This window comes from Pseudomonas sp. ANT_J28 (assembly GCF_008370005.1).
In the GTDB taxonomy this organism is placed as follows: domain Bacteria; phylum Pseudomonadota; class Gammaproteobacteria; order Pseudomonadales; family Pseudomonadaceae; genus Aquipseudomonas; species Aquipseudomonas frigoris.
This window is the reverse complement of sequence record NZ_VOBM01000002.1, coordinates 82,787-106,505: the sequence shown is the minus strand read 5'-3', so window position 1 is coordinate 106,505 and position 23,719 is coordinate 82,787. Positions and strand designations below refer to the sequence as shown.

Below are 23,719 nucleotides of genomic sequence, written 5' to 3'. Positions count from 1 at the left end.
ACATTTGAAATGCATTTCCCTGTGGGAGCGGCGGTGCGACGATTCGACTTGCTCGCGAAAGCGCACTCAAGTGCACTGATAATCTCTGACTTTATTCAGCCGCCACCCGTGCAAACCCCTCACGGATTTTCTCTTCCGGCAAATCATCGGCAATGAACACGATCACGCTTTCGCGCGTGTCATCGTCTGCCCATTCGGTGTCCCAATCGAATCCGTATAACTTCAACACGCCCTGAAACACCATGCGCCGCGGCTCGCCAAGGATGTTCAACACGCCTTTGTAGCGCAGCAATTGCTTGCCATGGTCTTCCAGCAGTTCGTTCATGAACTCGCTGAGCTTGTCGATATCCAACGGCTTGTCCGTGCGCAGCACCAGGCTGGAAATGCGGTCGATGGACGGCGCTTTGCTCACTGGGCGCAGGCTGACGCCACCACCCAGGTCGGCATTGAGATTGAAACCGCGCACGTCGAGCAATTCGGCCAGGTCAATCTTGCCGTGCTCGACCACACGGATCGGTGCGCGACGGTTGATCCGGGTCAGGCGCTCGCTCAGCGCGGCAAAGGTCGCATCGTCCACCAGATCGCGCTTGCTCACCAGTAACCGGTCGGCGAAACCGATCTGCGCCTGAGCGATGGTTTGAGTCAGGTGAGTGTCAGCGTGCGCCGCATCGACCAGGGTGATGATGCCGTCGAGGATGTAGCGTTCGCACAGCTCTTCATCGATGAAAAAGGTTTGGGCCACAGGTGCCGGGTCGGCCAGGCCGGTGCATTCGATCACCAGACGGTCGAAGGCGATTTCGCCGCTGTCCAGGCGCTCGAGCAGCAGGTACAAAGCCTTGGTCAGGTCGGTGTGGATGGTGCAGCAAACGCAGCCGTTGGACAGCGTCATCACTTGCACCGGTTCGTCGCCCAACAGTTGGGTGTCGATACCGGCGTCACTGAATTCGTTCTCGATCACGGCGATTTTCAGGCCGTGTTCGGCTTTGAGCAGGTGGCGCAACAGCGTTGTCTTGCCCGCGCCGAGGAAGCCGCTGAGGATCGTGACTGGGATGGGAGAGGACAAACTGGAGTCTCCTGTTTCACAAAATTAGAAAGCAACACAAAACAAATGTGGGAGCGGCGGTGCGGCGATCCGACTTGCTCGCGAAAGCGGTGTGTCATTCAACGTTAATGTCGACTGACACGACCTCTTCGCGAGCAAGCCCGCTCCCACAGGGATTGCATCAGCCAGGCTGTTGCATCAACAGCACTTCGGCCCACCCTTGCCACCGTAACGAGCCTCCTGGCGTTCCCGGAAGAACATTTCGTAGGTCATCACCGGTTTGTCCGGGTGCTTGGTTTGCATATGCTCGACGTAATTGTCGTAGTCGGGCATCCCGACCATCAGGCGCGCAGCCTGACCGAGGTACTTACCGAGGCGACTCAGGTCATTGAACATGCTGCAATCCTCGATTACGCATCCGGCAGCGCCTGGAATGGCGCTTCTTTATCCGTACGTTCTTTGCTGCCCCAGGCGGAAATACCGACCTTGAGCGCATAGAACAGGATACTGAATACCACGAACAGGAAGAGCGCCGTCAGCGTTGCGTTGGTGTAGGCGTTGAAAATCACGTGCTGCATCTGCGTGATGTCCTTGGCCGGGGCGAGGATCTGACCGTTGGCCAGGGCATCGCTGTACTTCTTGGCCAGCGACAGGAAGCCGATCGCCGGGTTGGCGTCGAACAGCTTGATGAAACCGGCGGTGGTGGTGCAGATCAGCAACCACACCGCTGGCAGCATGGTGACCCAGACGTAGCGTTGGCGTTTCATTTTGATCAGCACAACGGTACCGAGCATCAGCGCGATACCGGCGAGCATCTGGTTGGAGATACCGAACAACGGCCACAAGGTGTTGATGCCACCCAGCGGATCGATCACGCCCTGGTACAGCAACCAACCCCACATCGCCACGCAACCGGCGGTTGCGATCAGGTTGGCGGTCCAGGATTCGGTACGCTTCAGCGCTGGAACGAAGGAACCCAGCAAGTCCTGCAGCATGAAACGGCCGGCACGGGTACCGGCGTCGACGGCGGTCAGGATGAACAGCGCTTCGAACAGGATCGCGAAGTGGTACCAGAACGCCATGGTGTTTTCACCCGGCAGGACACTGTGCAGGATCTGCGCGATACCAACCGCCAGGGTCGGCGCGCCGCCCGCACGGGCCAGGACGGTGGTTTCACCGATGTCCTTGGCCACCGCTTGCAGCGCTTCCGGGGTGATTGCAAAGCCCCAGCTGCTGACGGTTTGTGCCACGGCCACTACGTCACCGCCGACGATCGCCGCCGGGCTGTTCATGGCGAAATACACGCCTGGCTCGATCACCGAAGCAGCAACCATGGCCATGATGGCCACGAAGGATTCCATCAGCATGCCGCCGTAACCGATGTAACGGGCATGGCTTTCGTTAGCCAACAGTTTCGGTGTGGTCCCGGAAGCGATCAGCGCATGGAACCCGGACACTGCACCGCAGGCAATGGTGATGAACAGGAACGGGAACAGACCGCCCTTCCACACCGGGCCAGTACCGTCGATGAACTGGGTCAGCGCCGGCATTTTCAGCTCAGGCATGGTGATCAGAATGCCGATCGCCAACGCCACGATGGTGCCGATTTTCAGGAACGTCGACAGGTAGTCACGCGGCGCCAGAATCAGCCAGACCGGTAACGAGGCGGCCACGAAACCGTAACCGACCAGCATCCACGTAATCTGCACGCCAGTGAAGCTGAACGCCTTGGCCCAGACCGGATCAGCGGCAATCTGCCCGCCGAGCCAGATCGAACCCAGCAGCAACAGCACACCGACGATGGAGATTTCGCCGATGCGGCCCGGACGGATGTAGCGCATGTAGATGCCCATGAACATCGCGATCGGGATAGTCGCCATCACCGTGAAAATACCCCACGGGCTTTCAGCCAGGGCCTTGACCACGATCAGCGCCAGCACCGCGAGGATGATGATCATGATCAGGAAGCAGCCAAACAGCGCGATGGTCCCGGGGATGCGGCCCATTTCTTCACGGACCATGTCGCCCAGGGAACGACCGTTGCGGCGGGTGGACATGAACAGAACCATGAAGTCCTGAACGGCACCGGCCAGCACCACGCCGGCAATCAGCCACAGCGTACCGGGCAGGTAACCCATCTGCGCCGCCAGGACCGGACCGACCAGCGGTCCCGCGCCAGCGATGGCGGCGAAGTGGTGGCCGAAGAGGATGTGTTTGTTGGTCGGCACGTAGTCCAGACCGTCATTGTTGAGCACAGCGGGGGTGGCCCGTCGCGGGTCGAGTTGCATCACGTTGTTAGCGATGAACAGACTGTAGTAACGATACGCAACCAGATAGATGGCGACTGCTGCGACTACGATCCAGAGGGCATTGATCGCTTCGCCGCGGCGCAGGGCCACGACACCTAACGCGCATGCTCCCAGGATTGCCAGCAGCAGCCAGGGTAAGTGGCGTAGCAGGCTATTATTATTTTTCATTTTATGATTCCAGCCAGGGTGGACAAGAAAGACAGCCATCCCGAGTTTAGCGCTAACGGCCGCAAAGGCCATCCCCCGACATGGGTTGAGCCATCACTTTGCTGGCAGCCTTTGACAATGCGGGTCTATAGTCAGCGAACATCTACGAGGATTGCGCCATGAGCGAGCACCCTGCCGATCGCCGCCGCTTCAAACGTATTGCGTTCGATGCCCGAACCGAGCTGAGTCAGGGGGAATTCATCTGGCCGGTGAAGTTGATCGACCTGTCCCTTAAGGGACTGTTGATCGAAAAGCCCGAACCGTGGCTGGGGAATCGGGAGTGGCATTTCCTGGTCGATATTCATCTCAACGAGGACGTCGAGATCAAGATGGATGTGATGTTGACCCACGATGACCATGGCCAGCTCGGTTTTGTCTGCAAACACATTAGCCTGGAATCCATCGAGCGTTTGCGGCGGTTGATCGAACTCAACCTGGGCGACCCCGAGGAACTGGAGCGCGAGCTGGGAGCGCTGATCGAAGTCTGATGACTGGCACCATTTCAATGTGGGAGCGGGCTTGCTCGCGAAGGCGGTGTGTCAGACGACATCATTACTGAATGTCAGTCCGACTTCGCGAGCAAGCCCGCTCCCACAAGGAATGCATTTCACCCTGTTGCTATTCGAACAACGCGTCCAGCGCCTGTTCCAGACGCGTTACGGCAATAATCTGCAACCCCGGCGGCGCTTCTTTAGGCGCATTGCCCTTAGGCACGATGGCGCGTTTGAAGCCGTGCTTGGCGGCTTCTTTCAAGCGTTCCTGGCCGCTCGGCACCGGGCGTACTTCGCCGGAAAGCCCGACCTCGCCGAACACCAGCAGATCGTGGGGCAGTGGCCGGTTGCGCAAACTGGACATGACCGCCGCCATCAGCGCCAGATCGGAGGCCGTTTCCAACACCTTCACCCCGCCAACCACATTGAGAAACACATCCTGATCGTGGGTCGGAATGCCGCCGTGACGGTGCAGCACCGCCAACAACATCGCCAGTCGATTCTGATCCAGACCCAGCGTTACCCGACGCGGATTGGCCAGGTGACTGTCGTCCACCAACGCCTGGACTTCCACCAGCATCGGCCGCGTCCCTTCCCACGTCGCCATGACCACACTGCCCGGCACTTCTTCCTGCGCACGGGTGAGAAAAATCGCCGAAGGGTTGGAGACTTCTTTCAGCCCCTTGTCGGTCATACCGAACACGCCCAGTTCGTTGACGGCGCCGAAACGGTTCTTCACCGCTCGCAGCAAACGCAAGCGCCCATCGGATTCGCCTTCGAAATACAGAACCGTGTCGACCATGTGCTCCAGCACTCGCGGCCCCGCCAATGCACCTTCTTTCGTCACGTGACCGACCAGAAAAATGGCCGTGCCGCTCTGCTTGGCATAGCGCACCAGCAATGCAGCGCTTTCCCTGACCTGGGACACGCCGCCCGGCGCCGATTGCAGCTGCTCGGTGAAAATCGTCTGAATCGAGTCGATCACCATCACCTTGGGTTTTTCCTGCCGGGCGGTGGCGATGATGGTTTCGATGCAGGTTTCGGTCATCACCCGCAGTTGATCCTGAGGCAAGCCGAGACGGCGGGCGCGCATGGCGACTTGCTGCTGGGATTCTTCGCCGGTGACGTACAGCGCCGGCATGACTTTGGCGAGGTTGCACAAGGTTTGCAGCAGAATGGTCGATTTGCCGATGCCCGGATCACCGCCGATCAGCACCACCGAACCATCCACCAGGCCGCCACCCAACACCCGATCGAGCTCGCTGGACGCTGTGGAAAAACGCGGGATTTCTTCGACGCTGACTTCGGCCAGGGTCCTGATCTGCGCCTGTTGACCGGTCCAGCCGGTGCGACCGCTGGGGGCTGCGGCGCCACCGCTCTCCACCATGGTTTCGGTCAGGGTGTTCCAGGCCCCGCACTCACCGCACTGCCCAGCCCACTTGGGAAAGGTTGAGCCGCACTCGGTGCAGCCGTACATGCGCTTGGCCTTGGCCATCTGAACTCCCGGCAAAAAACGCGATGATAGCTCAGCTGGTGCGGATCAGCGCGGCGAAGTTACCCAACGGACCTTAGGTAGCAACTTGTTCAGACCCTGAAATATAATCACTGTATGACTAACAATAAAAATTTGTACAACTTCCCGCCCCAACATACCCAATCAAATACTAGTCTTGCCAAATGAAACAAAATCGAAACCTGTACAAGTCTTAGCCATTTAAAACCCGAACGTACAACCCAACTATTAAGCCAACCTTATAATATGAACAACCAAGCCAATGGCAATATAGTGGCCATCTGAAATTCAGCACAGGTAGTTTGTTTGAGGCGCGAGTCTTTATACCCTGCAAACCATTAATATAAAAACTTCATGTGCCGCACATTGCCTTGCATCAACCCAGTACGACTGCCCCTACTTTCTATAGTTTTATCCAGCACCTCCCTCCACTCGGCAGAGGCGAGTGATCGACGGATAAAATGTTCAGCGGGCGCGCTGAAGGCCTTAGTCCAAAGCGGCTATCCCGAGCAGAGTGATGGCAATTTCAAACTTTCTACCGCTGAGAAGGTCATTAGCCGGCAAGCTCTGTAAGCAGGTGTTTCGAGCAGGCTGCATCATGCTGATTTACACTGCGTACACCAACCTCATCTGTAACAAGGAAATAACCTATGGGCGTGATAACTGAGTTCAAGGCCTTCGCGGTCAAAGGTAATGTGGTCGACATGGCCGTCGGTATCATCATCGGCGCCGCCTTCGGCAAGATCGTTTCATCGTTTGTCGGCGACGTGGTGATGCCACCCATTGGCCTGCTGATCGGGGGGGTGGACTTCAGTGACCTGGCCGTCACGCTCAAAGCAGCCAACGGCGATATCCCGGCGGTAGTGCTGGCGTATGGCAAATTCATCCAGAGCCTGATTGACTTCATCATCGTCGCCTTCGCGATCTTCATGGGCGTCAAAGCCATCAACCGCCTGAAACGCGAAGAGGCCGTTGCGCCAACGCTGCCGCCGGTTCCGACCAAGGAAGAAGAGCTGCTGGAAGAGATCCGCGATCTGCTCAAGGCTCAGAACAATCGGCCCTCAACAGGTCAGTAAAACAAGCAACGGCGCCCTTGAGACGCCGTTTTTTTTACCAGTAGTTTTCCACCGCCACTTGCCCGGGTCGTCGACTGAGGCTCAAGTGCATGTGGCGCTGTTTGAGCAATTTGCGCGTGTCATCGATCATCTGCGGATTGCCGCAGAGCATGACCCTTGAGTGCTCGGCCGTCAGCGCCAGGCCTGCCGCCCGCTCCAGCTCGCCATTTTCGATCAGCGCAGTGATCCGGCCGCTCAGAGCGCCATGATGCTGCTCGCGCGTGACTGTGGTGATGAACTGCAGCTTGTGCGCAAACTCCGCTAAATAGTCGCGCTGGGCCAACCCGCTGACGAGGTCCTGATAAGCCAGCTCCCGGGCTTCGCGAACACTGTAGACCAGGATGATTCGTTCGAATTTCTCCCAGATCTCGAAATCCTGCAGGATCGACAGAAACGGCGCCAAGCCGGTGCCTGTGGATAACAACCAGAGATCACGGCCGTCGACAAAGCGATCCAGCGTCAGGTAACCAAAGGCCTGACGCTCGACCAGCAGCGTATCGCCGACTCCCAGCCGACTCAGCTCACTGGTGAACTCCCCGTCTGGCACCACAATGGAAAAGAATTCGAGGAACTCGTCATAGGGCGACGACACCATGGAATAGGCCCGCCATACGGTGCTGCCGTCAGCCTTGATAACGCCCAGCCGGGCGAATTGCCCTGCACGAAAACGAAACCCCGGATCCCGGGTGGTCCGCAGGGTGAACAGACTCGGGGTCAGCGACTGGACGTCGAGCAAGGTCTGGCGAGTGAATTTTTCTGCACTGGCGGTCATGGGGTGCTCCATTCAACAGATAGCCACAGTGTCCCGCAAAGCGGAGGGCTTAAACACCGGTGATTTGTAGTGGCTTTAGTCAGGGACTCATTCGCATTAATTTCATAGTACGATTTAACATTAACCACCCAGTTAACACACAAATCCAAAGCTGATTACTGTACGCACGACATTTCGTTGTCTATACCAGTACTCCCTAAACGTTAGAACCAGATACTTGTTTAAAAATCGTAAACAAAACCAAAAATTCTCACACGAACATAGGAAACATCCTACACTCGGCTCGTGCCAGATATTGGATCCAAAAAAAACCCACCAAGTAACATCACACCGGGAGAGACACAATGGAGAGGTGGAAGGAATCACAACTCAGCCAATTATCGCGGGCAACGGAGATTGATATTGCCTACCGGATTTCACTGGGTTTCGCGAAAAATATAGGCTTTAAATTTTTCGCCTTTTCAACAACATACCCAACAAAAACTGACCACTTCAATACAGTCCAGCTCAACAACTACCCTACGGACTGGAACATTGAATATGAACAAAAAAATTTCGCCGCGATGGATCCAGTAGTAGCCCACTGCAATCACTCCAGATTGCCTGTCCTTTGGAGCGAAGAACTTTTTTCCAAGACCCCATGGTTGTGGGACGCGCTTGAGAAACAAGGATTGCAGCACGGCTGGTCGCAATCGGTCCATGATGAGGACAGTGGTGTTTGCAGCATTTTGAGCCTGGCCAGAAGCCATTGCCCGATCACTGCGTTTGAACTGTATGAAAATCTCGGCTTTTCAGTGTTCATCGGGCGCCATCTGCATGCGTTGGTCACACAAACTCTGCCGAGGAAATCGACGAAGCCACCCGTGCCGCATTTGTCTCCCCGCGAGATCGACGTATTGAAACTGGCGGCTGACGGCAAGACTGCGTATGAGAGTGCCAGAATCCTTAACCTCAGCGCACGCACGGTCAATTTTCATGTGCAGAGCGCGATTCTGAAACTGGGGGTCAATAACAAGATTTCAGCAGTCATCGCCGCCACCAAGGACGGTTTTCTAAGTAGCAGCGTGATGCGTTGAGCCGAAAAACCTGCAAGTAATCCAAAAGAAAAAAACGTACCATTTGCGGTCCTTCTTGAGTGATGACGTGTGAACCTTCACGACGCAGTACACTCGGACGGTCTCGCCCGCTACAACGCCCTTGGGCCGCGGGACACCTGTTGATGACCCGTTGATTACCCAGAGCCCCGCCTCATGCCCTTGCTCGAAACACCCTTTGCCCGACTCGACCTGATCCGCCAGCCAGAACAGCAGAACGAACCGCTGCAGGCGTTTGATGCCGCAGACGAATACCTGCTCACCCATCTGGCTGACCAACAGCCCTCGGCCGACACTCGGGTTTTGGTGCTCAACGACAGCTTTGGCGCATTGGCCGCCAGCCTTGTGGGCAAGGTTCAAGTGACCAGCAGCGGTGACTCGTTCCTGGCCTTTGAGGGACTGGAAAAAAATCTGATCCGTAACGGCCAGGCATTTGATGCGGTACCAAGCGTACCTGCCAGTGAAGCCTTTTCAGGCCCCTTTGACCGGGTACTGATCCGGGTCCCGAAAACCCTCGCCTTGCTGGAAGAACAACTGATTCGTTTGCAGGGTCAACTGGCGCCGGGGGCTCAGGTGATTGCTGCGGCGATGATCAAGCATTTGCCCCGCGCCGCAGGCGATCTGCTGGAACGCTACATCGGACCGGTGCAAGCCTCGTTGGCGGTGAAGAAAGCTCGGCTATTGATCGCGACCGCTGAAGTCAAAGCACCCGTCGTGTCCCCCTACCCGACCCGTTATCGACTCGACGCCCCTGAGATCGAACTGCTCAATCACGCCAATGTGTTCTGCCGCGAAGGGCTGGATATCGGCACGCGAGCGTTTTTGCCGCACCTGCCAAAGAACCTCGGCTCAGCGCGTGTAGCCGACTTGGGTTGTGGCAACGGGGTTTTGGCCATCGCCAGCGCCCTGCAAAACCCCGAGGCCCACTACACGCTCGTGGACGAGTCGTTCATGGCCGTGCAATCGGCAGCCGAAAACTGGCGCGCGGCGCTGGGTGACCGGGACGTGGTTGTACTTGCCGGCGATGGTTTGGCGGGTCAGGAACCTCAGTCTCTGGATGTCGTACTGTGCAACCCACCGTTTCACCAACAACAAGTCGTCGGCGACTTCCTGGCCTGGCGCATGTTCCAGCAGGCCCGAGAGGCGCTGGTGGTGGGCGGCGCGTTGTACATCGTCGGCAATCGTCATCTGGGGTATCACAGCAAGCTCGCGCGGTTGTTCCGCGGCGTCGAGCAAGTGGCGGCCACACCTAAATTCGTGATCCTTAAAGCCCGCAAATAATCCCCAAAAAAACCCTCCATCACAGGAGGGTTGTAAATCCGTGCCGCAAGGCAACGGGATGTGATCTGGTGCAAAAAATCAGTGGGTCGTCAGGCCCGCGGCATTCATGAACATGCGCATCAGGCTGGCCACGATGAACAGCGCCACAACGCTGCCGGTCCAGATCATCGCCAGCCAGCCGAGTCGCTGCCAGAGCGGCTTTTTCTCTGCTGCTTCGATTTCCTGCAAGGAATGTTTACCCGCCATCATCGCAATCTCCTCTGGAAAAATGGCGCAGGTATCAGCCCTGCGCCACTGTCGCGCGTTCTAGTGATAGCCATCTTCGTGGGTGACCTTGCCGCGGAACACGTAGTAGCTCCAGAAGGTGTAACCCAGGATGAACGGGATGATGAACAACGTGCCCACCAGCATGAAGCCCTGACTTTGCGGCGGTGCGGCGGCGTCCCAGATCGAGATCGACGGCGGCACGATGTTCGGCCACAGGCTGATACCCAAACCGCTGTAGCCGAGGAAGATCAGCACCAGCGTCAGCAGGAATGGCGTGTAGTTCGCATTGCGAGCCACCGCGCGGATCAGACCGTACATGGTCACCAGCACCAGAATCGGCACCGGCAGGAACCAGAACAGGTTCGGCAGGGTGAACCAGCGAGCGGCAATCTCGGCGTGGGCCAGCGGGGTCCAGATGCTGACGATACCGATCACTGCCAACACCACGAAAGCCAGTGGCCGAGCCAGGTCATGCATCTGCTCCTGCAACTTGCCTTCGGTCTTCATGATCAGCCAGGTGCAACCGAGCAGCGCATAAGCCACCACCAGCGCCACACCGCAGAACAGGGTGAACGGCGTCAACCAGTCCAGTGAGCCACCGGCAAATTGGCGATTGACCACCGGCAACCCATCAATGAACGCACCCAACGCAACGCCCTGGAAAAAGGTCGCGGCGACCGAGCCACCGATGAACGCCTTGTCCCAGAGATGGCGCTTGTCGTCCTTGGCTTTGAAGCGGAACTCGAAGGCCACGCCGCGGAAAATCAGCCCAATCAGCATAAAAATCAGCGGCAGGTACAACGCCGAGAGCACCACCGAATAGGCCAGCGGGAAGGCACCGAACAACGCCGCGCCGCCCAGTACCAGCCAGGTTTCGTTACCGTCCCAGACCGGCGCGACGGTATTCATCATGACGTCACGGTCGGTCTTGCCCGGAATGAACGGGAAGAGAATCCCGATCCCCAAATCGAAACCGTCCATGACCACGTACATCATGATGCCGAAGATGATGATCACGGCCCAGATCAGCGGAAGATCGATACCCATGAGTCAAATCTCCTTGGTCAGGCTGGGGCTGTGATCGCCGTCACCGTTGTCATCGGCGGCGGACAGCGGACGGGCCGGCGTGCGTTTCTGGCCGGGACCACCGTCGTTGGTTTCCTTGCCTTCGTCGATCTTCGGCCCTTTGCGCACCAGGCGCATCATGTAGCCCAGACCGGCACCGAACAGCGCGAAATAGACCACGACGAACATGATCAACGTGATGCTCATTTGCATGAAGCTGTGATTGGAGGACGCATCCGCCGTGCGCATCAGGCCATAGACGACCCACGGCTGACGGCCGATTTCAGTGGTGAACCAGCCGGCGAGGATCGCGATCAGGCCGGATGGCCCCATCCACAACGCCAGGTACAGGAACGGCCGTGAGGTATAGAGCTTGTCGCGCTTACGCAGCCACAGACTCCACAAACCGGTGAAGATCATCAGGAAGCCGAGCCCGACCATGATCCGGAACGACCAGAACACGATGGTCGAATTCGGCCGGTCTTCAGGCGGAAATTCCTTGAGCGCCGGGACCTGTTTGTCCAGCGAGTGCGTGAGGATCAGGCTGCCCAGGTACGGAATCTCTACCGCGAACTTGGTCTTCTCGGCTTTCATGTCCGGCCAGCCGAACAGGATCAGCGGGGTCGGTTCATCACCGACGTTTTCCCAGTGGCCTTCAATCGCGGCGATTTTCGCCGGCTGATGCTCAAGCGTATTCAGCCCGTGGAAGTCACCGATGACCGCCTGAATCGGCGCCACGATCAAGGCCATCCACATGGCCATCGAGAGCATGGTGCGGATCGCCGGGTTGTCCTTGCCGCGCAGCAAATGCCAGGCCGCCGAGGAACCGACGAAGAAGGCAGTCGCGACGAACGCTGCCGTCGCCATGTGCATCAGGCGGTACGGGAACGACGGGTTGAAGATTACTGCCAGCCAGTCCACCGGAATGACCTGACCATTGACGATTTCGTAGCCTTGCGGGGTCTGCATCCAGCTGTTGGAAGCGAGAATCCAGAAGGTCGATATCAGCGTGCCGATGGCGACCATGACCGTGGCGAAGAAGTGCAGATTGCGCCCGACCTTGTTCCAGCCGAACAGCATGACACCGAGGAAACCGGCTTCGAGGAAGAAAGCGGTGAGTACTTCGTACGTCAGCAGCGGCCCGGTCACGGAGCCGGCGAAGTCCGAGAAGCGGCTCCAGTTGGTGCCGAACTGATAGGCCATGACCAGCCCGGAGACCACGCCCATGCCGAAGTTGACCGCAAAGATCTTCGACCAGAAGTGGTACAGATCGCGGTACGTGTCGTTATGGGTTTTCAGCCACAGGCCTTCGAGCACCGCAAGGTAACTCGCCAGGCCAATGGTGATGGCGGGAAATAGAATGTGAAACGAAATGGTGAACGCAAACTGCATCCGGGCGAGATCAAGTGCCTCCAAACCGAACATAAGTCTTCCTCTGTCAGGTAATACCGGCTGAAGGCTTGTGGCCTACACCCACTGTCCCCACGGATATGGAGTGTGGCGAATTTGAATTCGTTCTTTTTTTACAAACATCACAACGTAGGGAGTCTGGCCAACTGGCCTCCGGATCATTTCCACGGACGGTCTTGATCTGGATCAAGCAACGTTAAAAGAGTAGTCCCATTTTTGACGATGGACGGTGTGGTCTTTTGCCGCGTGACAGGTTGCCTCACTGATGCGAGCCAGGCATATCGGTGTCTAGCTAACGAAATTTCCCAGCCCTGCAACTTTTGGTTACAGCTTGGTGATAATCTCGACTCTGCCCTCGCTCAAGACCTGCCCTCAGATGCCCAGCCAACCGCTCTTGCTGTTACGTCATCACCGCCCATTTATCGCGTTCTGGCTGGCTCGGGTGTTTACCGCCAGCGGTTTTCAGATGCTCACGGTGGCCATTGGCTGGAACCTCTACCAACTGACCGGCAATGTGCTCGACCTAGGCTTGGTCGGTCTGGTGGAATTCGCCCCGCGAGTGCTGTTCATGCTGCACACCGGGCATGTCGCGGACCGTTATGACCGGCGCAAGGTCGCGGCGATCTGTCAGTCCCTGCAAGCGTTGATCGCCCTGTCGCTGGCCATCGGTAGCGCGACCGACAATGTCACCCGGGAGATGATCTTCATCCTCGCGTTCCTGCTCGGTGCCGCCCGCTCCTTCGAAATGCCGACCACTCAGGCCTTGTTGCCGAGCATCGTGCCCAGCGCACTGTTCCCCCGCGCCGTCGCCGCCGCCCAATCGGCGCAACAATCAGCAACTATCGTTGCCCCGGCCCTCGGTGGGTTGCTTTACGCCTTCGGCAGCGTCTGGGTCTATGGCCCGACGGTGATCCTCTACATCATCGCCTGCCTGCTGATGCTCAACCTGCCTGCACGGCAGACACCGCTGAACAAGGGCAAGGCGACGCTGGATTCGTTGCTGGCGGGCATCCGCTTCATCCGTAGTCGTCCGGACATTCTCGGGGCGATTTCTCTGGATCTGTTTGCCGTCCTGCTCGGTGGCGCGACGGCGTTGCTGCCGGTGTTCGCCAAGGACATCCTGCTGATCGGCCCTTGGGGCCTGGGCCTGCTGCGTTCGGCGCCGGCAGTCGGTGCGCTGCTGATGTCGCTGTACCTGGCGAGATTTGCCGTAGAACGCAAAGTCGGACGGGTCATGTTCACTGCTGTGGGTGTATTCGGCGTCGCGACCATTGCGTTCGGCCTGTCGACCTCGTTCTGGTTTTCCCTGGCGGTGTTGGTGGTGTTGGGCGCAGCGGACATGATCAGCATGGTGATCCGCGCCTCCTTCGTGCAATTGGAAACCCCGGATGAAATGCGCGGCCGGGTCAGTGCCGTGAACGGTTTGTTCATCGGTGCTTCGAACCAGTTGGGCGAGTTTGAATCCGGCTTGACCGCCCACTGGTTCGGCACTGTGCCGGCCGTGGTCATGGGAGGTATTGGCACGTTGGTGGTGACCGGGGCGTGGATCAAGTTGTTCCCGACCCTGGCTAGCCGCGACCGCATGCATGTGCCGGTGGAAGAAGTGAAGGCCTGAAGCAGTTGCCGATCACACTTTTGCCGAGCAGGTGCAATACATAGATAGTGCATCAGGTGTAATGTATCGCCTTACACTTGTCCCATGATCAAATCCTTTCAGCACAAAGGCCTTCGTGGCTTCTATGAAACAGGTTCGACTCGAGGGATCCGCGCAGACCATGCGAAGCGTTTGTCTCGAATGCTTCAGTTCATGGACCGCGCAGCGCTACCTGGCGACCTGGACCTTCCGGGATGGCGATTACACCCACTCAAGGGAGAGTTGACCGAATATTGGTCACTGAGCGTCTCAGGGAACTGGCGAGTTATTTTTCGTTTTATCGGTTCAGACATCGAACTGGTCGATTATCTGGACTATCACTGATCAGGAGGCAGGACATGCCCATGCACAACCCGCCACACCCTGGCGAAACCCTTTTGATGGATGTATTGCCTGAACTTGGCATCAGCGTCACAGAACTGGCCCGGCACCTGCGATTTGCGCGCCCGCATCTATCACGAGTGCTGCATGGCCACGCGCCGATCAGCCCTGATTTGGCGGTACGCCTGGAGCGGGCTGGAATTGGTAAGGCCAGAATGTGGCTAGGTGTTCAGACCGACTACGATCTTTGGCAAGCGGAACAACGTGAGCAACCGATCATCGAACCCATTGCCGTCCACGCCTGATACTCGCTAAACCACCAACTCCCCCGCCACCGACGCTCGCCTGGCTTTGCCGCAGAGTTGTTCCACCAGCGTCAGAGCGAATTGCAACGCCGCCCCTGAACCTTGGGCAGTGATGCAGTTGCCATCGACCACCACCGGTTGATCGACGAAGTTGCAGCCCAACAGTTGATGGCTGGCCGATGGCAGGCAGGTCATGCGCCGCTGACGCAGTACGCCAAAGGCTTGCAGCGCCAGCGCCGGGGCCTCGGCGATGCCGGCGAACAGGCGCCCTGCCGCTGCCTGATCCTTGATCAATTGTTGCAGGGGTTGATGGGCTGCCAGATGTTGCGCCCCCACGGCACCGCCGGGCAGGACGATCAGGTCGAACGGCTGGGCCAGCACGTCTACCAGCATCGCATCGGTCGTCACTCGGGTGCCGCGCACGCAGGTGAGCATGCGCCGTCCCTCGATGCTGGCCACCACCACTTCAACCTTGGCACGGCGCAGCACATCGATCAGGGTCACTGATTGCAGGTCATCGATGCCCTCGGCGAGGGTAATCAGAGCTCTAAAGGTCATGGGCGCAGTCCACTGGATGATCTTTAAAGCGTAGTCAGCTTTCCTGCCCCTTGTTCGAGCCCGTCGTTACTTGATGTAAAGCTGCGTCGATAGCGTATTGCCAGGCGCGTTGATGGAGGTGTTGCTGAAGGTGAACGTGCCTTCCTGTTGACCCGCCAGATCGAAGACGTACAGATAGCCGACGGTTTTTTTCCCAACGGTGCACTCAGTCAGGTTGCCATTATCAAAAGCACAGATCGGGGTCCGGGTGCCATTCACCTCAAAACCATCCAACGCGACATGCGCTGCACGTCCGTAGCCCACTTCCAACACGTAGACCTTGATGTTCGGTCCGCTGTGATTGCAGCGAGTTTGCTCTTGCCCCTGCGCAATGTCTTCAAAGCCACAGCCCGGCGACTCGACCTTGAGTACCTTCAGCTGACTCAACGGCGCCGCCGATGCAGCCGAGGCGGTGTGTGCCCCCAGGAACAAGGCGATCGCCATTGCGAGTACGGCAATCAGACGTTTATTCATGCAATACATAAGTCCCCCCCCAAAATCAGCGCGCAGTATGGCGCACTTGGCTTTACCGCAAAACATCGACGACGATCGCAGCCATAAGCAGCCATAGCCCCACGCGGCTGGTATGATGCGCGGCTTTTTCCGACCCACAGAAAATTACCAGGCGCCAGCAGCGGTCTGTGCTTTGCTGTTGAGGTCGATACATTCACGGCGCCTGGCGCGCCACGGGGAGCAGACATGCTGGAAAGGCTGTTTCAACTCAAGGCACACAACACCAACGTGCGGACCGAGATTCTGGCGGGCGTCACGACCTTTTTGGCCATGGCCTACATTCTGTTCGTCAACCCGAGCATCCTCGGTGAGACCGGCATGGACAAGGGCGCGGTGTTCGTCGCCACGTGTCTGGCGGCCGCCATCGGCTCCACGGTGATGGGCCTGATCGCCAACTACCCGATCGCTCTCGCGCCGGGCATGGGCCTGAACGCCTTCTTTACCTACACCGTGGTCCTGCACATGGGCCACACCTGGCAAGTAGCGCTGGGGGCGGTGTTCATCTCGGCGGTGCTGTTCTTCCTGCTGTCGATCTTCCGCATCCGCGAATGGATCATCAACAGCATCCCGTTGCCACTGCGTTCGGCGATTGCCGCCGGTATCGGCCTGTTCCTGGCCCTGATCGCCCTGCATAACGCGGGCATCGTGGTGAGTAACCCGGCCACCATGGTCGGCCTCGGCGATTTGAAACAACCGGCCCCGATCCTCGCAACCCTCGGCTTTGCCCTGATCGTGGCGCTTGAAGCACTGAAAGTGCGCGGCGCGGTACTGATCGGCATTCTGGCAGTGACCATCGTTTCGATCGCGATGGGTTTCACCCCGTTCGGCGGCGTGATGTCGATGCCACCGTCCCTGGCCCCGACCTTCCTGCAACTGGACATCAAGGGCGCCCTGGACATCGGGCTGGTCAGCGTGATTTTCGCCTTCCTGTTCGTCGATCTGTTCGACAACTCCGGCACCCTGATCGGCGTCGCCAAGCGCGCTGGCCTGATGGGCAAGGACGGCCACATGCCGAAAATGGGGCGCGCCCTGATCGCCGACAGTACCGCGGCCATGGCCGGTTCGTTGCTGGGCACCTCGACCACCACCAGCTACATCGAATCCGCAGCCGGCGTGAGTGCCGGTGGCCGCACCGGCCTGACCGCCGTTGTCGTGGCGATTCTGTTCCTGTTGGCGCTGTTTTTTTCGCCATTGGCGGCCAGCATTCCAGCCTTTGCTACCGCGCCTGCACTGCTGTTCGTCGCGGTACTGATGACATCCGGCCTGGCCGAAATAGACTGGGACGACATCACCGTCGCCGCACCGGTCGTGGTCACTGCTCTGGCCATGCCGTTCACTTATTCCATCGCCAACGGCATCGCCTTCGGTTTCATCTCCTGGACCGCGATCAAGTTGCTGTCCGGCCGCGGCCGTGAGCTGAACCCGGCACTGGTGATCCTGTCGATTCTGTTCGTGATCAAGTTGGGTTGGTTCAACGCATGACTTTTGATTCCAAGGCTTACGCCGTTCAGCTCGAAGAGAAGGTCACGCGCCTGCGTGACCTGTTGGCCCCGTTCGGTGCGCCAGAACCTGCGGTATTCGACTCGCCGCTGAAAAACTTCCGCCTGCGCGCCGAATTCCGCTTGTGGCGCGAAGCCGGTGAGCGTCACTACGCGATGTTTTCCCAGGAAGACAAGCGCACGCCGATCCTGATCGAAGAATTCCCGATCGCCAGCCTGCGTATCAATCAGTTGATGCCGCAGCTGAAGGCAGCGTGGCAAGCCAGTGCGGCCCTGAGCCACAAGCTGTTCCAGGTGGAGTTCCTGACCACCCTGGCCGGCGATGCGATGATCACGCTGTGCTATCACCGCCCGCTGGACGAGCACTGGCACGCGGCAGCGTCGAAACTGGCAGTCGACCTGAACGTCAGCGTCATCGGCCGCTCCAAAGGCAAACGCGAAGTGATCGGTCACGATTACGTGGTCGAGCAGATGGACGTCGGTGGCCGCACCTTCAGCTATCGCCAGCCGGAAGGCGCGTTCACCCAGCCCAACGGCACCGTGAACCAGAAGATGCTCAACTGGGCTTACGACTCACTCGGTGATCGCTCCGACGATTTGCTGGAGCTGTATTGCGGAAACGGCAACTTCACCTTGCCGCTCGCGACGCGCGTGCGCAAAGTGCTGGCCACCGAAATCAGCAAGGCGTCGGTCAACGCCGCGTTGAGCAATCTCAGCGAAAACGCTGTGGATAACGTCACCCTGGTGCGCTTGTCCGCCGAGGAGCTGACCGAAGCCCTGAACGAAGTTCGTCCGTTCCGTCGTCTGCACGGTATCGATCTGAAGAGCTACGAGTTCGGTAGCGTCTTCGTCGATCCGCCTCGCGCCGGCATGGACCCGGACACCTGCGAGCTGACCCGTCGCTTCGATAACATCCTCTACATCTCATGCAACCCGGAAACCCTGGCGGCCAACATCGCCCAGTTGCACGACACACATCGCATCACCCGATGCGCAATGTTCGACCAGTTCCCGTGGACCCACCACATGGAATCCGGGGTGTTGTTGACCCGCCGGTAATTGCTGGCGCCAGATACAAATCAGCCGTCATCACGACGGCTTTTTTGTGCGTGCTTAAAGGGTGATATCTGTCTTGCGCGGACGCCCGCCCTTACGGCCATTCGCCCGCGCAGCCTCGGCTTTGGCGGCGCTGCTTTGGCGACCATTACGCGAGGCGATGACCGACGCGGCCATATCCATCAGCGGCTTGCTGGCCGAAACCATCCCGGCGATGGAAACCTGCAGATCCTTGCCCTCATGGCAAAGGGCTGTCCCGGAAAAGCCGACTTTCAGGTCTGCGAAATCCTCGACGTCGAAATCATCGAACTCCGGATAGTGCTGCACGGGCAACAGCACGCCACTGCCATCAATGAAATTGACCGCCAGGCACGGTTCCACAAAGGTCACCGAAGTCGCCCGCAGACCGCCTTTGTGGCGCACTTGGCCACGCTGGACGGCTTCATCCAGCACGGCTTCGGTTACGGGCCGATCCACCAACATTTTTGCTGTTATCGTTTTCATAGTTCGATCTCCACGCCCTCCGGAACGCCCATCAGCGCCAGTAGGGTCTTGTTCGTCTCGGGCTCATAGCAAGCCGAGCCAATCATGCAGGTCGTACTGGCGACCCTTTTTACCACCACGACTTCGCTGGTTTGCCAGTCCCATATCTGATGATCGAGGCAGACCGTGTGCAGCTTGTCCCACCAGATACACCGAGCGCGGCGCAAATGAGCGGGTTGTCCGAGCGCGTGACGCAACCCTTCCAGCACCGTCACAGGTGGCCTGCGAGAATGAGGAACCACGTCCCACAGCTCGACACTGTTGTGCCAGAAGCTGAATTTGAAGCGCGCACTCCAGGTTCCGGCATCCACATGTGCATGCGGCGGGCAGTGCTCATCGCGCAACATGATCACCATTGAAAACCCTTTGTAGCTGAATAATCTCATGCTAACCCATCCGTTAGGTTAATGAGCCCGAAGACCCGACATTCCCTGGAAAATCCGATAACTGGCGCTGAGCACTCGCTCAGTCATCCGTCATTGAGCCTAGCGTTCAAGCCTTCATAAGGGCGGCGGAATGACGGCGCAAATTGGTAAGCAATCCTTTCACCGCGTCCACAAAAATGGTGGTGAAATCGGCACGGATCAAGTAATGCACCGCTTTGACAATTTCATCTACAGTGGCGAAATTCAGTCCTTCATTTGATCCACGGTGTAATCAATCATGCAGCGACAATTCGACGATCTTCAGCTGGGCAGCATCGAACTGTTTTGTCTGGCAGCCGAAGCCGGTAGCTTTACCGCCGCCGCGCTGGTGGCTGGCGTGACGCCGGCAGCCGTGAGCCGCTCGGTGTCGCGCATGGAAGAACGCCTGGGCGTGCGGTTGTTCGCCCGCACCACCCGCAGCGTCAAACTGACCGACAGTGGTCGGCGGTATTACGAGGAATGTCGCCAGGCGCTGGCGCAACTGGTCGAGGCCCAGCGTGAGGTCATGGGTCAGCAGCAACAGCCTTCCGGCACCTTGCGCATCAGCATTCCCACTACCTATGCCCATCACCGGATTTTGCCGTTGTTGCCGGCTTTTCGGGCACGCTTTCCGGCGGTGAAGGTCGAGTCGCACATCAGCAATCGCAACATCGATTTCGTCGGTGAAGGTTATGACATGGCGATCCGCGTGCGGGCGATTCCGGATTCCGGCCTGATCGCCCGACAGTTGGAAGACGCCGCGCTGGTGATGATTGCCAGTCCTGACTACCTCAAGCACGCGGGCATTCCACAAACGCTGGATGATCTTAAACAGCACGAGTGCATCCAGTACGAATTGCCCAGCAGCGGTCGGCGAATTGCCTGGCTGTTCAACGACAATGGCGTGCACCGGGAGATTCTGGCCGAAGGCAATCTCAGTTGTTCCGACGATGTGCTGGGCGGCGTGACCCTGGCCAAACATGGCGCGGGACTGTTCCAGACCTACCGCTTCATCGTCGAAAACGAATTGGCCGATGGTTCGCTGGTGGAAGTGCTCAAGCCGTATGGCGGACGCTCGCGGCCGTTCACCCTGCTCTACCCGCAAACTCGTCATATGCCTCTGCGTTTGAGGGCGTTCATCGATTTTCTGGTGGAGCATCTGCCCTGCTGAAAAGCCGAAACCGTCCGACCGTTGCGCCGGGATTTTCATCAATCCGGCTGCCTGGACCCACACCTCGGTCGCGATCCGCGATGCGTTGGTCGCCAGCGAATTGCCGGTGATCGAAGTCCACCTGTCCAACGTTCATGCCCGCGAGCCCTTCCGCCACCACTCTTTTGTGTCGGCCATCGCACGGCGGTGATGGCCGGACTGATCGGCGCCGGCATCCAGGCTTCTCGCACCCCGGCGCTGCACGAGCATGAAGGGCTGAACGGATGTGGCGAGGGGGCAAGCCCCTCACCCCACATCAGGCCTGCAAATACCGCAAAACCGACTCGCAAATCATCTCTCGATGACGCTGCTTGATGCTTTCGTCCGGCAAGTCGACCTGAAAGATCTCACCGAAAGTATGGCGGTTCGACACGCGATAGAAGCAAAACGAGCTGATCAACAGATGCACATCCAACGGCTCGAGCCCCGCGCGGAACACGCCCTCCTCGGCACCGCGGCCCAAAATCTCGCCCAGTGAATCGAGGATGGTGTTGTTCATCGCCTTGATCGCATCGGAACGCTTCACGTATTCAGCATTGTGAATGTTCTCGATGCTGACGATACGCACAAAGTCGACGTTGCGATCATGGTGGTCGAAAGTGAATTCCACCAGCCGCCGAATCGCGTCCACCGGCGCCAGTTCGGTCAGGTGCAGACGGTTCTCGGTGCTGCGAATATCACCGTAAAGTTTCTCCAGCACCTCGACGTAGAGCTGTTCCTTACTGCCGAAGTAGTAATAGATCATGCGTTTTGAGGTGTGGATGCGCTCGGCAATCGCATCGACGCGAGCGCCGGAAAGCCCCTGCTGGACGAACTCGACAATCGCCTCTTGAAGGATGTTCTCGCGGGTCTTTTCCGGGTTGTTTTTGCGACTCTTGCGCGGCTCGACGATCGGCTCGTCGGGCGCTGCGGAGAGTTCTGAACTTATCGTCATTGCGGGCTCACGGCCATCACTGCACAGGTTGGCGATTATGGGCCGCGCCGCACAGTGAAGGAAGCCGCGCAGCAGCGGTTTGTGCCCGTGTTTACGATTTCCCTACAACTTTGCTTGACGTACGGCACCGCTTCGAGACGTGGCCATGGCCGACAGCGCGCGAGGCGAGGCGAGGCCATCGTAGTCATTGAGCGGGATATCCAGCAGCGAAACGCCCGCCTCCTTGGCCTGGCTGACGTGGGCATGTGCGCGGCCATCGGCAGGCCTGATTCCAGGCCTGCCCTGCTTCTCTCACTGCCGACTCTGCTGCCAGGCTGCTGCCAACCCGCTGCAACAAATCACCGCGATCCCGACCACCGTGGTCAGGGTCGGCGTGTGAGAAAACAGCAACCAGCCCAGCAAACCGGCAAAGACAATCTGGCAATAACCGAACGGCGCCAACAATGCAGGGGCTGCGTGGCGAAAGGCTTGCGTCAGAAACAGGTGAGCCGTCATCCCGCAGGCGCCCAGCGCCACCATCATGAATCCATGGCCCAGGCTGGGGACTTGCCAGAAGAATGGCACCAGCGCACTCATCACCAGGGTGTTGCACAGCCCAGCGAAGAAGTTGCTGGTGGTCGGGCTATCGATATTGCTGAGCTTGCGGGTGAGCAATTGATAGAAGCAGAAAAACAGCGCCGAGCAGAGCGGCAGCAACACCGCCGGGGTAAAGAGTTCTCCGCCCGGATGGACGATGATCAACACGCCGATGAATCCGCAAATCACCGCAATCCACTGGCCACGCGTGACATGCTCGCGCAGCAGTGGCACCGACAGCGCAGTCACCAGAACCGGCGCAAGAAAGTTGACCGCCGTGGCTTCGGCCAAAGGGATGTACTGCAAGCCGGTGGTGAAAAACAGACTGGTGCCCAACAGGCACAACGCCCGCAACAGCTGAAGGAACGGCCGTTTGGTTCGCAGGACACCCAGCCCGGATTGCGGCAGGAAAATCCCGGCCATCAGTAAGGTGTGAACCAGATAACGAGCCCAGACCACCATGACGATCGGGTAGAACCCTGAGAGGTATTTCGAAAAGGCGTCGTGGCTGGAAAACAGAAAGGTCGCAACGACGATCAGCAGAATCCCTTTGAAGGGTTGGTTCACGCCAGAGAGCGGAGTGCTGACGGTCATGTGGTTTTCCTTGTGCTTCGCGAGTTCAAATAATTTAGAACCCGGTTCCAGATTCTCACATAGCCACACAGTAAAAGTGGGCGAACAACGCACACGATTTACAGAGCAAGGATTTACTGCCGTTAGTTAAACATCTCAGAAGCCAGACTTGCTGCTGACAACTCTTCGGTAACTTTCAACAACAGTGGCGCCAACTCATGTAGTCGAGCCCCCGGCATCCGCGCGCTTGGGCCAGCAATACTCAATACGCCGATTACCCGCCCATCACTTGGGTGCCGCACCACTGCCGCAATCGCTGAAGTGCCCACAGCCGAACTTTCCTCGACCCAGGCATAGCCCTGCTCCCGCGCCAGCCGCAGCCGTTCCAGCAATTCAATGTTGGAACGCGGAGCGTTCGGCCCGAGGTCTTTGGGCCGTTCACCACCCTGGCGCTCTACCAGCGACAAGGCTTCAGCATCGCTCATGCACGCCAACCAGGCATGGCCTGATGCGGTATAAAACAATGGCGCGTCGCGGCCCATGTCCGGGTCGTAACGCAACCCCGAACGGGCGCCCTGGGATTTGGCAATCCAGATCTGCCGTTCACCTTCGATAATGCCTAGACGCACCAGTTCTCCGGTTTCATGGGCCAGACGATCAAGCACCGGCTGCACGATATCGGCGCCGCTGCTCGACAGATAGCGGAACCCCATTGCCACCAGTTTGGTCGACAAGTGATAGCGCAAATTCTCTGGATTCTGCCGCACGTAGCCCAGGCGAATCAGCTCGGCGAGTAAGCGGTGAGTCGCGCTTTTTGGAATGTCGAGTTGCTCTGCCAATGCCTGCATCTGCAGCCCGCGGGGGTCACTGGTGAGGCTTTCCAGCACACTGAAAACACGTTCGATCTGACTGCCGGCCATGGGAGGGTCCACACTAAATTTTCCAGATTCTAAAAGACAAACCAAGTA

At 58.3% G+C, this 23,719-nt stretch carries 25 protein-coding genes and 2 pseudogenes; 12 read left to right on the top strand and 15 right to left on the bottom strand.

Annotated features, from left to right (window positions below):
- Window positions 1-91 precede the first annotated feature (91 nt).
- The 3 genes from yjiA to FQ187_RS01545 all read right to left on the bottom strand — a co-directional run bounded on the left by yjiA (window position 92) and on the right by FQ187_RS01545 (window position 3,519).
- Entirely contained in the window at window positions 92-1,063 is a 972-nt protein-coding gene (yjiA, locus tag FQ187_RS01560) for a GTPase (RefSeq protein ID WP_149628151.1), read from the bottom strand.
- Window positions 1,064-1,240: 177 nt separating this feature from the next.
- Entirely contained in the window at window positions 1,241-1,438 is a 198-nt protein-coding gene (locus FQ187_RS01550) for a YbdD/YjiX family protein (RefSeq protein WP_008154232.1), read from the bottom strand.
- Window positions 1,439-1,452: 14 nt separating this feature from the next.
- Window positions 1,453-3,519, bottom strand: a complete 2,067-nt coding sequence (locus FQ187_RS01545) for a carbon starvation CstA family protein (protein ID WP_149628150.1) — start codon at window positions 3,517-3,519, stop codon at window positions 1,453-1,455.
- A gap of 158 nt (window positions 3,520-3,677) precedes the next feature.
- On the opposite strand from FQ187_RS01545, the gene FQ187_RS01540 reads away from it, so the two are divergent.
- The gene (locus FQ187_RS01540; protein ID WP_149628149.1) at window positions 3,678-4,046 is read left to right on the top strand and encodes a PilZ domain-containing protein; all 369 of its coding nucleotides are present in this window, start codon (window positions 3,678-3,680) and stop codon (window positions 4,044-4,046) included.
- A 130-nt stretch (window positions 4,047-4,176) separates the two neighbouring features.
- Here the strand turns inward: FQ187_RS01540 and radA are convergent, their stop codons facing one another.
- Window positions 4,177-5,544 (bottom strand): DNA repair protein RadA, encoded by a 1,368-nt coding sequence (radA, locus tag FQ187_RS01530; protein ID WP_033054257.1) that lies wholly within the window; start codon window positions 5,542-5,544, stop codon window positions 4,177-4,179.
- Between the two features lie 668 nt (window positions 5,545-6,212).
- Here radA and mscL point away from each other — a divergent pair.
- Window positions 6,213-6,638, top strand: a complete 426-nt coding sequence (gene mscL, locus FQ187_RS01525; RefSeq protein ID WP_149628148.1) for a large-conductance mechanosensitive channel protein MscL — start codon at window positions 6,213-6,215, stop codon at window positions 6,636-6,638.
- A gap of 34 nt (window positions 6,639-6,672) precedes the next feature.
- Here mscL and FQ187_RS01520 read toward each other — a convergent pair whose 3' ends face one another.
- The gene (locus FQ187_RS01520; protein WP_149628147.1) at window positions 6,673-7,449 is read right to left on the bottom strand and encodes a ferredoxin--NADP reductase; all 777 of its coding nucleotides are present in this window, start codon (window positions 7,447-7,449) and stop codon (window positions 6,673-6,675) included.
- Between the two features lie 344 nt (window positions 7,450-7,793).
- Between FQ187_RS01520 and FQ187_RS01515 the strand changes: the two genes are divergently transcribed.
- Window positions 7,794-8,525 carry a LuxR family transcriptional regulator gene (locus FQ187_RS01515; RefSeq protein WP_149628146.1) on the top strand — a complete coding sequence of 244 codons (732 nt, stop codon included), beginning with the start codon at window positions 7,794-7,796 and terminating at the stop codon, window positions 8,523-8,525.
- A gap of 174 nt (window positions 8,526-8,699) precedes the next feature.
- Window positions 8,700-9,824 carry a methyltransferase gene (locus tag FQ187_RS01510; protein WP_149628145.1) on the top strand — a complete coding sequence of 375 codons (1,125 nt, stop codon included), beginning with the start codon at window positions 8,700-8,702 and terminating at the stop codon, window positions 9,822-9,824.
- A gap of 78 nt (window positions 9,825-9,902) precedes the next feature.
- On the opposite strand, the gene FQ187_RS01505 is transcribed toward FQ187_RS01510, so the two are convergent.
- The 3 genes from FQ187_RS01505 to FQ187_RS01495 are packed head-to-tail and all read right to left on the bottom strand — an operon-like array spanning window position 9,903 to window position 12,581.
- Window positions 9,903-10,070, bottom strand: coding sequence for a DUF2474 domain-containing protein (locus tag FQ187_RS01505; RefSeq protein ID WP_074880353.1), 168 nt, complete (start codon window positions 10,068-10,070; stop codon window positions 9,903-9,905).
- Between the two features lie 60 nt (window positions 10,071-10,130).
- Window positions 10,131-11,138, bottom strand: coding sequence for a cytochrome d ubiquinol oxidase subunit II (gene cydB / locus FQ187_RS01500; protein WP_149628144.1), 1,008 nt, complete (start codon window positions 11,136-11,138; stop codon window positions 10,131-10,133).
- Window positions 11,139-11,141: 3 nt separating this feature from the next.
- Window positions 11,142-12,581: a cytochrome ubiquinol oxidase subunit I gene (locus FQ187_RS01495; RefSeq protein WP_149628143.1), complete on the bottom strand. Its 1,440-nt coding sequence runs from the start codon at window positions 12,579-12,581 to the stop codon at window positions 11,142-11,144.
- 361 nt (window positions 12,582-12,942) lie between these two features.
- Here FQ187_RS01495 and FQ187_RS01490 point away from each other — a divergent pair, with 361 nt between their 5' ends.
- The 3 genes from FQ187_RS01490 (at window position 12,943) to FQ187_RS01480 (ending at window position 14,846) form a co-directional block, all read left to right on the top strand.
- Window positions 12,943-14,181, top strand: coding sequence for an MFS transporter (locus FQ187_RS01490; protein WP_149628142.1), 1,239 nt, complete (start codon window positions 12,943-12,945; stop codon window positions 14,179-14,181).
- An 84-nt stretch (window positions 14,182-14,265) separates the two neighbouring features.
- Window positions 14,266-14,544 carry a type II toxin-antitoxin system RelE/ParE family toxin gene (locus tag FQ187_RS01485; RefSeq protein ID WP_149628141.1) on the top strand — a complete coding sequence of 93 codons (279 nt, stop codon included), beginning with the start codon at window positions 14,266-14,268 and terminating at the stop codon, window positions 14,542-14,544.
- A gap of 14 nt (window positions 14,545-14,558) precedes the next feature.
- Entirely contained in the window at window positions 14,559-14,846 is a 288-nt protein-coding gene (locus FQ187_RS01480) for a HigA family addiction module antitoxin (protein ID WP_134422380.1), read from the top strand.
- 6 nt (window positions 14,847-14,852) lie between these two features.
- Here the strand turns inward: FQ187_RS01480 and FQ187_RS01475 are convergent, their stop codons facing one another.
- Together FQ187_RS01475 and FQ187_RS01470 are read right to left on the bottom strand one after the other, a co-directional pair.
- On the bottom strand, window positions 14,853-15,404 hold the full coding sequence (locus FQ187_RS01475) for a DJ-1 family glyoxalase III (RefSeq protein WP_149628140.1): 552 nt from the start codon (window positions 15,402-15,404) through the stop codon (window positions 14,853-14,855).
- A 66-nt stretch (window positions 15,405-15,470) separates the two neighbouring features.
- The gene (locus tag FQ187_RS01470; RefSeq protein WP_149628230.1) at window positions 15,471-15,926 is read right to left on the bottom strand and encodes a DUF4879 domain-containing protein; all 456 of its coding nucleotides are present in this window, start codon (window positions 15,924-15,926) and stop codon (window positions 15,471-15,473) included.
- A gap of 216 nt (window positions 15,927-16,142) precedes the next feature.
- Between FQ187_RS01470 and FQ187_RS01465 the strand changes: the two genes are divergently transcribed.
- Both FQ187_RS01465 and trmA read left to right on the top strand, forming a co-directional pair.
- Window positions 16,143-17,438, top strand: coding sequence for an NCS2 family permease (locus FQ187_RS01465; protein WP_149628139.1), 1,296 nt, complete (start codon window positions 16,143-16,145; stop codon window positions 17,436-17,438).
- Entirely contained in the window at window positions 17,435-18,514 is a 1,080-nt protein-coding gene (trmA, locus tag FQ187_RS01460) for a tRNA (uridine(54)-C5)-methyltransferase TrmA (protein WP_149628138.1), read from the top strand. The genes FQ187_RS01465 and trmA overlap by 4 nt, the downstream gene beginning before the upstream one ends.
- Before the next feature lie 54 nt (window positions 18,515-18,568).
- Here the strand turns inward: trmA and FQ187_RS01455 are convergent, their stop codons facing one another.
- Window positions 18,569-19,015 (bottom strand): DUF2442 domain-containing protein, encoded by a 447-nt coding sequence (locus tag FQ187_RS01455; RefSeq protein ID WP_149628137.1) that lies wholly within the window; start codon window positions 19,013-19,015, stop codon window positions 18,569-18,571.
- Window positions 19,012-19,440 carry a DUF4160 domain-containing protein gene (locus FQ187_RS01450; protein ID WP_149628136.1) on the bottom strand — a complete coding sequence of 143 codons (429 nt, stop codon included), beginning with the start codon at window positions 19,438-19,440 and terminating at the stop codon, window positions 19,012-19,014. Before FQ187_RS01450 ends, FQ187_RS01455 begins: the two co-directional genes overlap by 4 nt.
- A 277-nt stretch (window positions 19,441-19,717) precedes the next feature.
- Between FQ187_RS01450 and FQ187_RS01445 the strand changes: the two genes are divergently transcribed.
- The 3 genes and pseudogenes from FQ187_RS01445 to FQ187_RS30215 all read left to right on the top strand — a co-directional run.
- The gene (locus tag FQ187_RS01445; protein ID WP_149628135.1) at window positions 19,718-20,629 is read left to right on the top strand and encodes a LysR family transcriptional regulator; all 912 of its coding nucleotides are present in this window, start codon (window positions 19,718-19,720) and stop codon (window positions 20,627-20,629) included.
- 19 nt (window positions 20,630-20,648) lie between these two features.
- Window positions 20,649-20,810 (top strand): annotated as a pseudogene (locus FQ187_RS01440) (type II 3-dehydroquinate dehydratase); the annotation flags it as partial.
- A gap of 8 nt (window positions 20,811-20,818) precedes the next feature.
- Window positions 20,819-20,884, top strand: a pseudogene (locus FQ187_RS30215) (hypothetical protein); the annotation flags it as partial.
- Window positions 20,885-20,924: 40 nt separating this feature from the next.
- Here the strand turns inward: FQ187_RS30215 and FQ187_RS01435 are convergent.
- The 3 genes from FQ187_RS01435 to FQ187_RS01425 all read right to left on the bottom strand — a co-directional run bounded on the left by FQ187_RS01435 (window position 20,925) and on the right by FQ187_RS01425 (window position 23,671).
- The gene (locus FQ187_RS01435) at window positions 20,925-21,602 is read right to left on the bottom strand and encodes a TetR/AcrR family transcriptional regulator (protein ID WP_149628134.1); all 678 of its coding nucleotides are present in this window, start codon (window positions 21,600-21,602) and stop codon (window positions 20,925-20,927) included.
- 291 nt (window positions 21,603-21,893) lie between these two features.
- Window positions 21,894-22,772, bottom strand: coding sequence for a DMT family transporter (locus FQ187_RS01430; protein ID WP_149628133.1), 879 nt, complete (start codon window positions 22,770-22,772; stop codon window positions 21,894-21,896).
- A gap of 122 nt (window positions 22,773-22,894) precedes the next feature.
- On the bottom strand, window positions 22,895-23,671 hold the full coding sequence (locus tag FQ187_RS01425) for an IclR family transcriptional regulator (protein ID WP_149628132.1): 777 nt from the start codon (window positions 23,669-23,671) through the stop codon (window positions 22,895-22,897).
- Window positions 23,672-23,719: the final 48 nt, after the last annotated feature.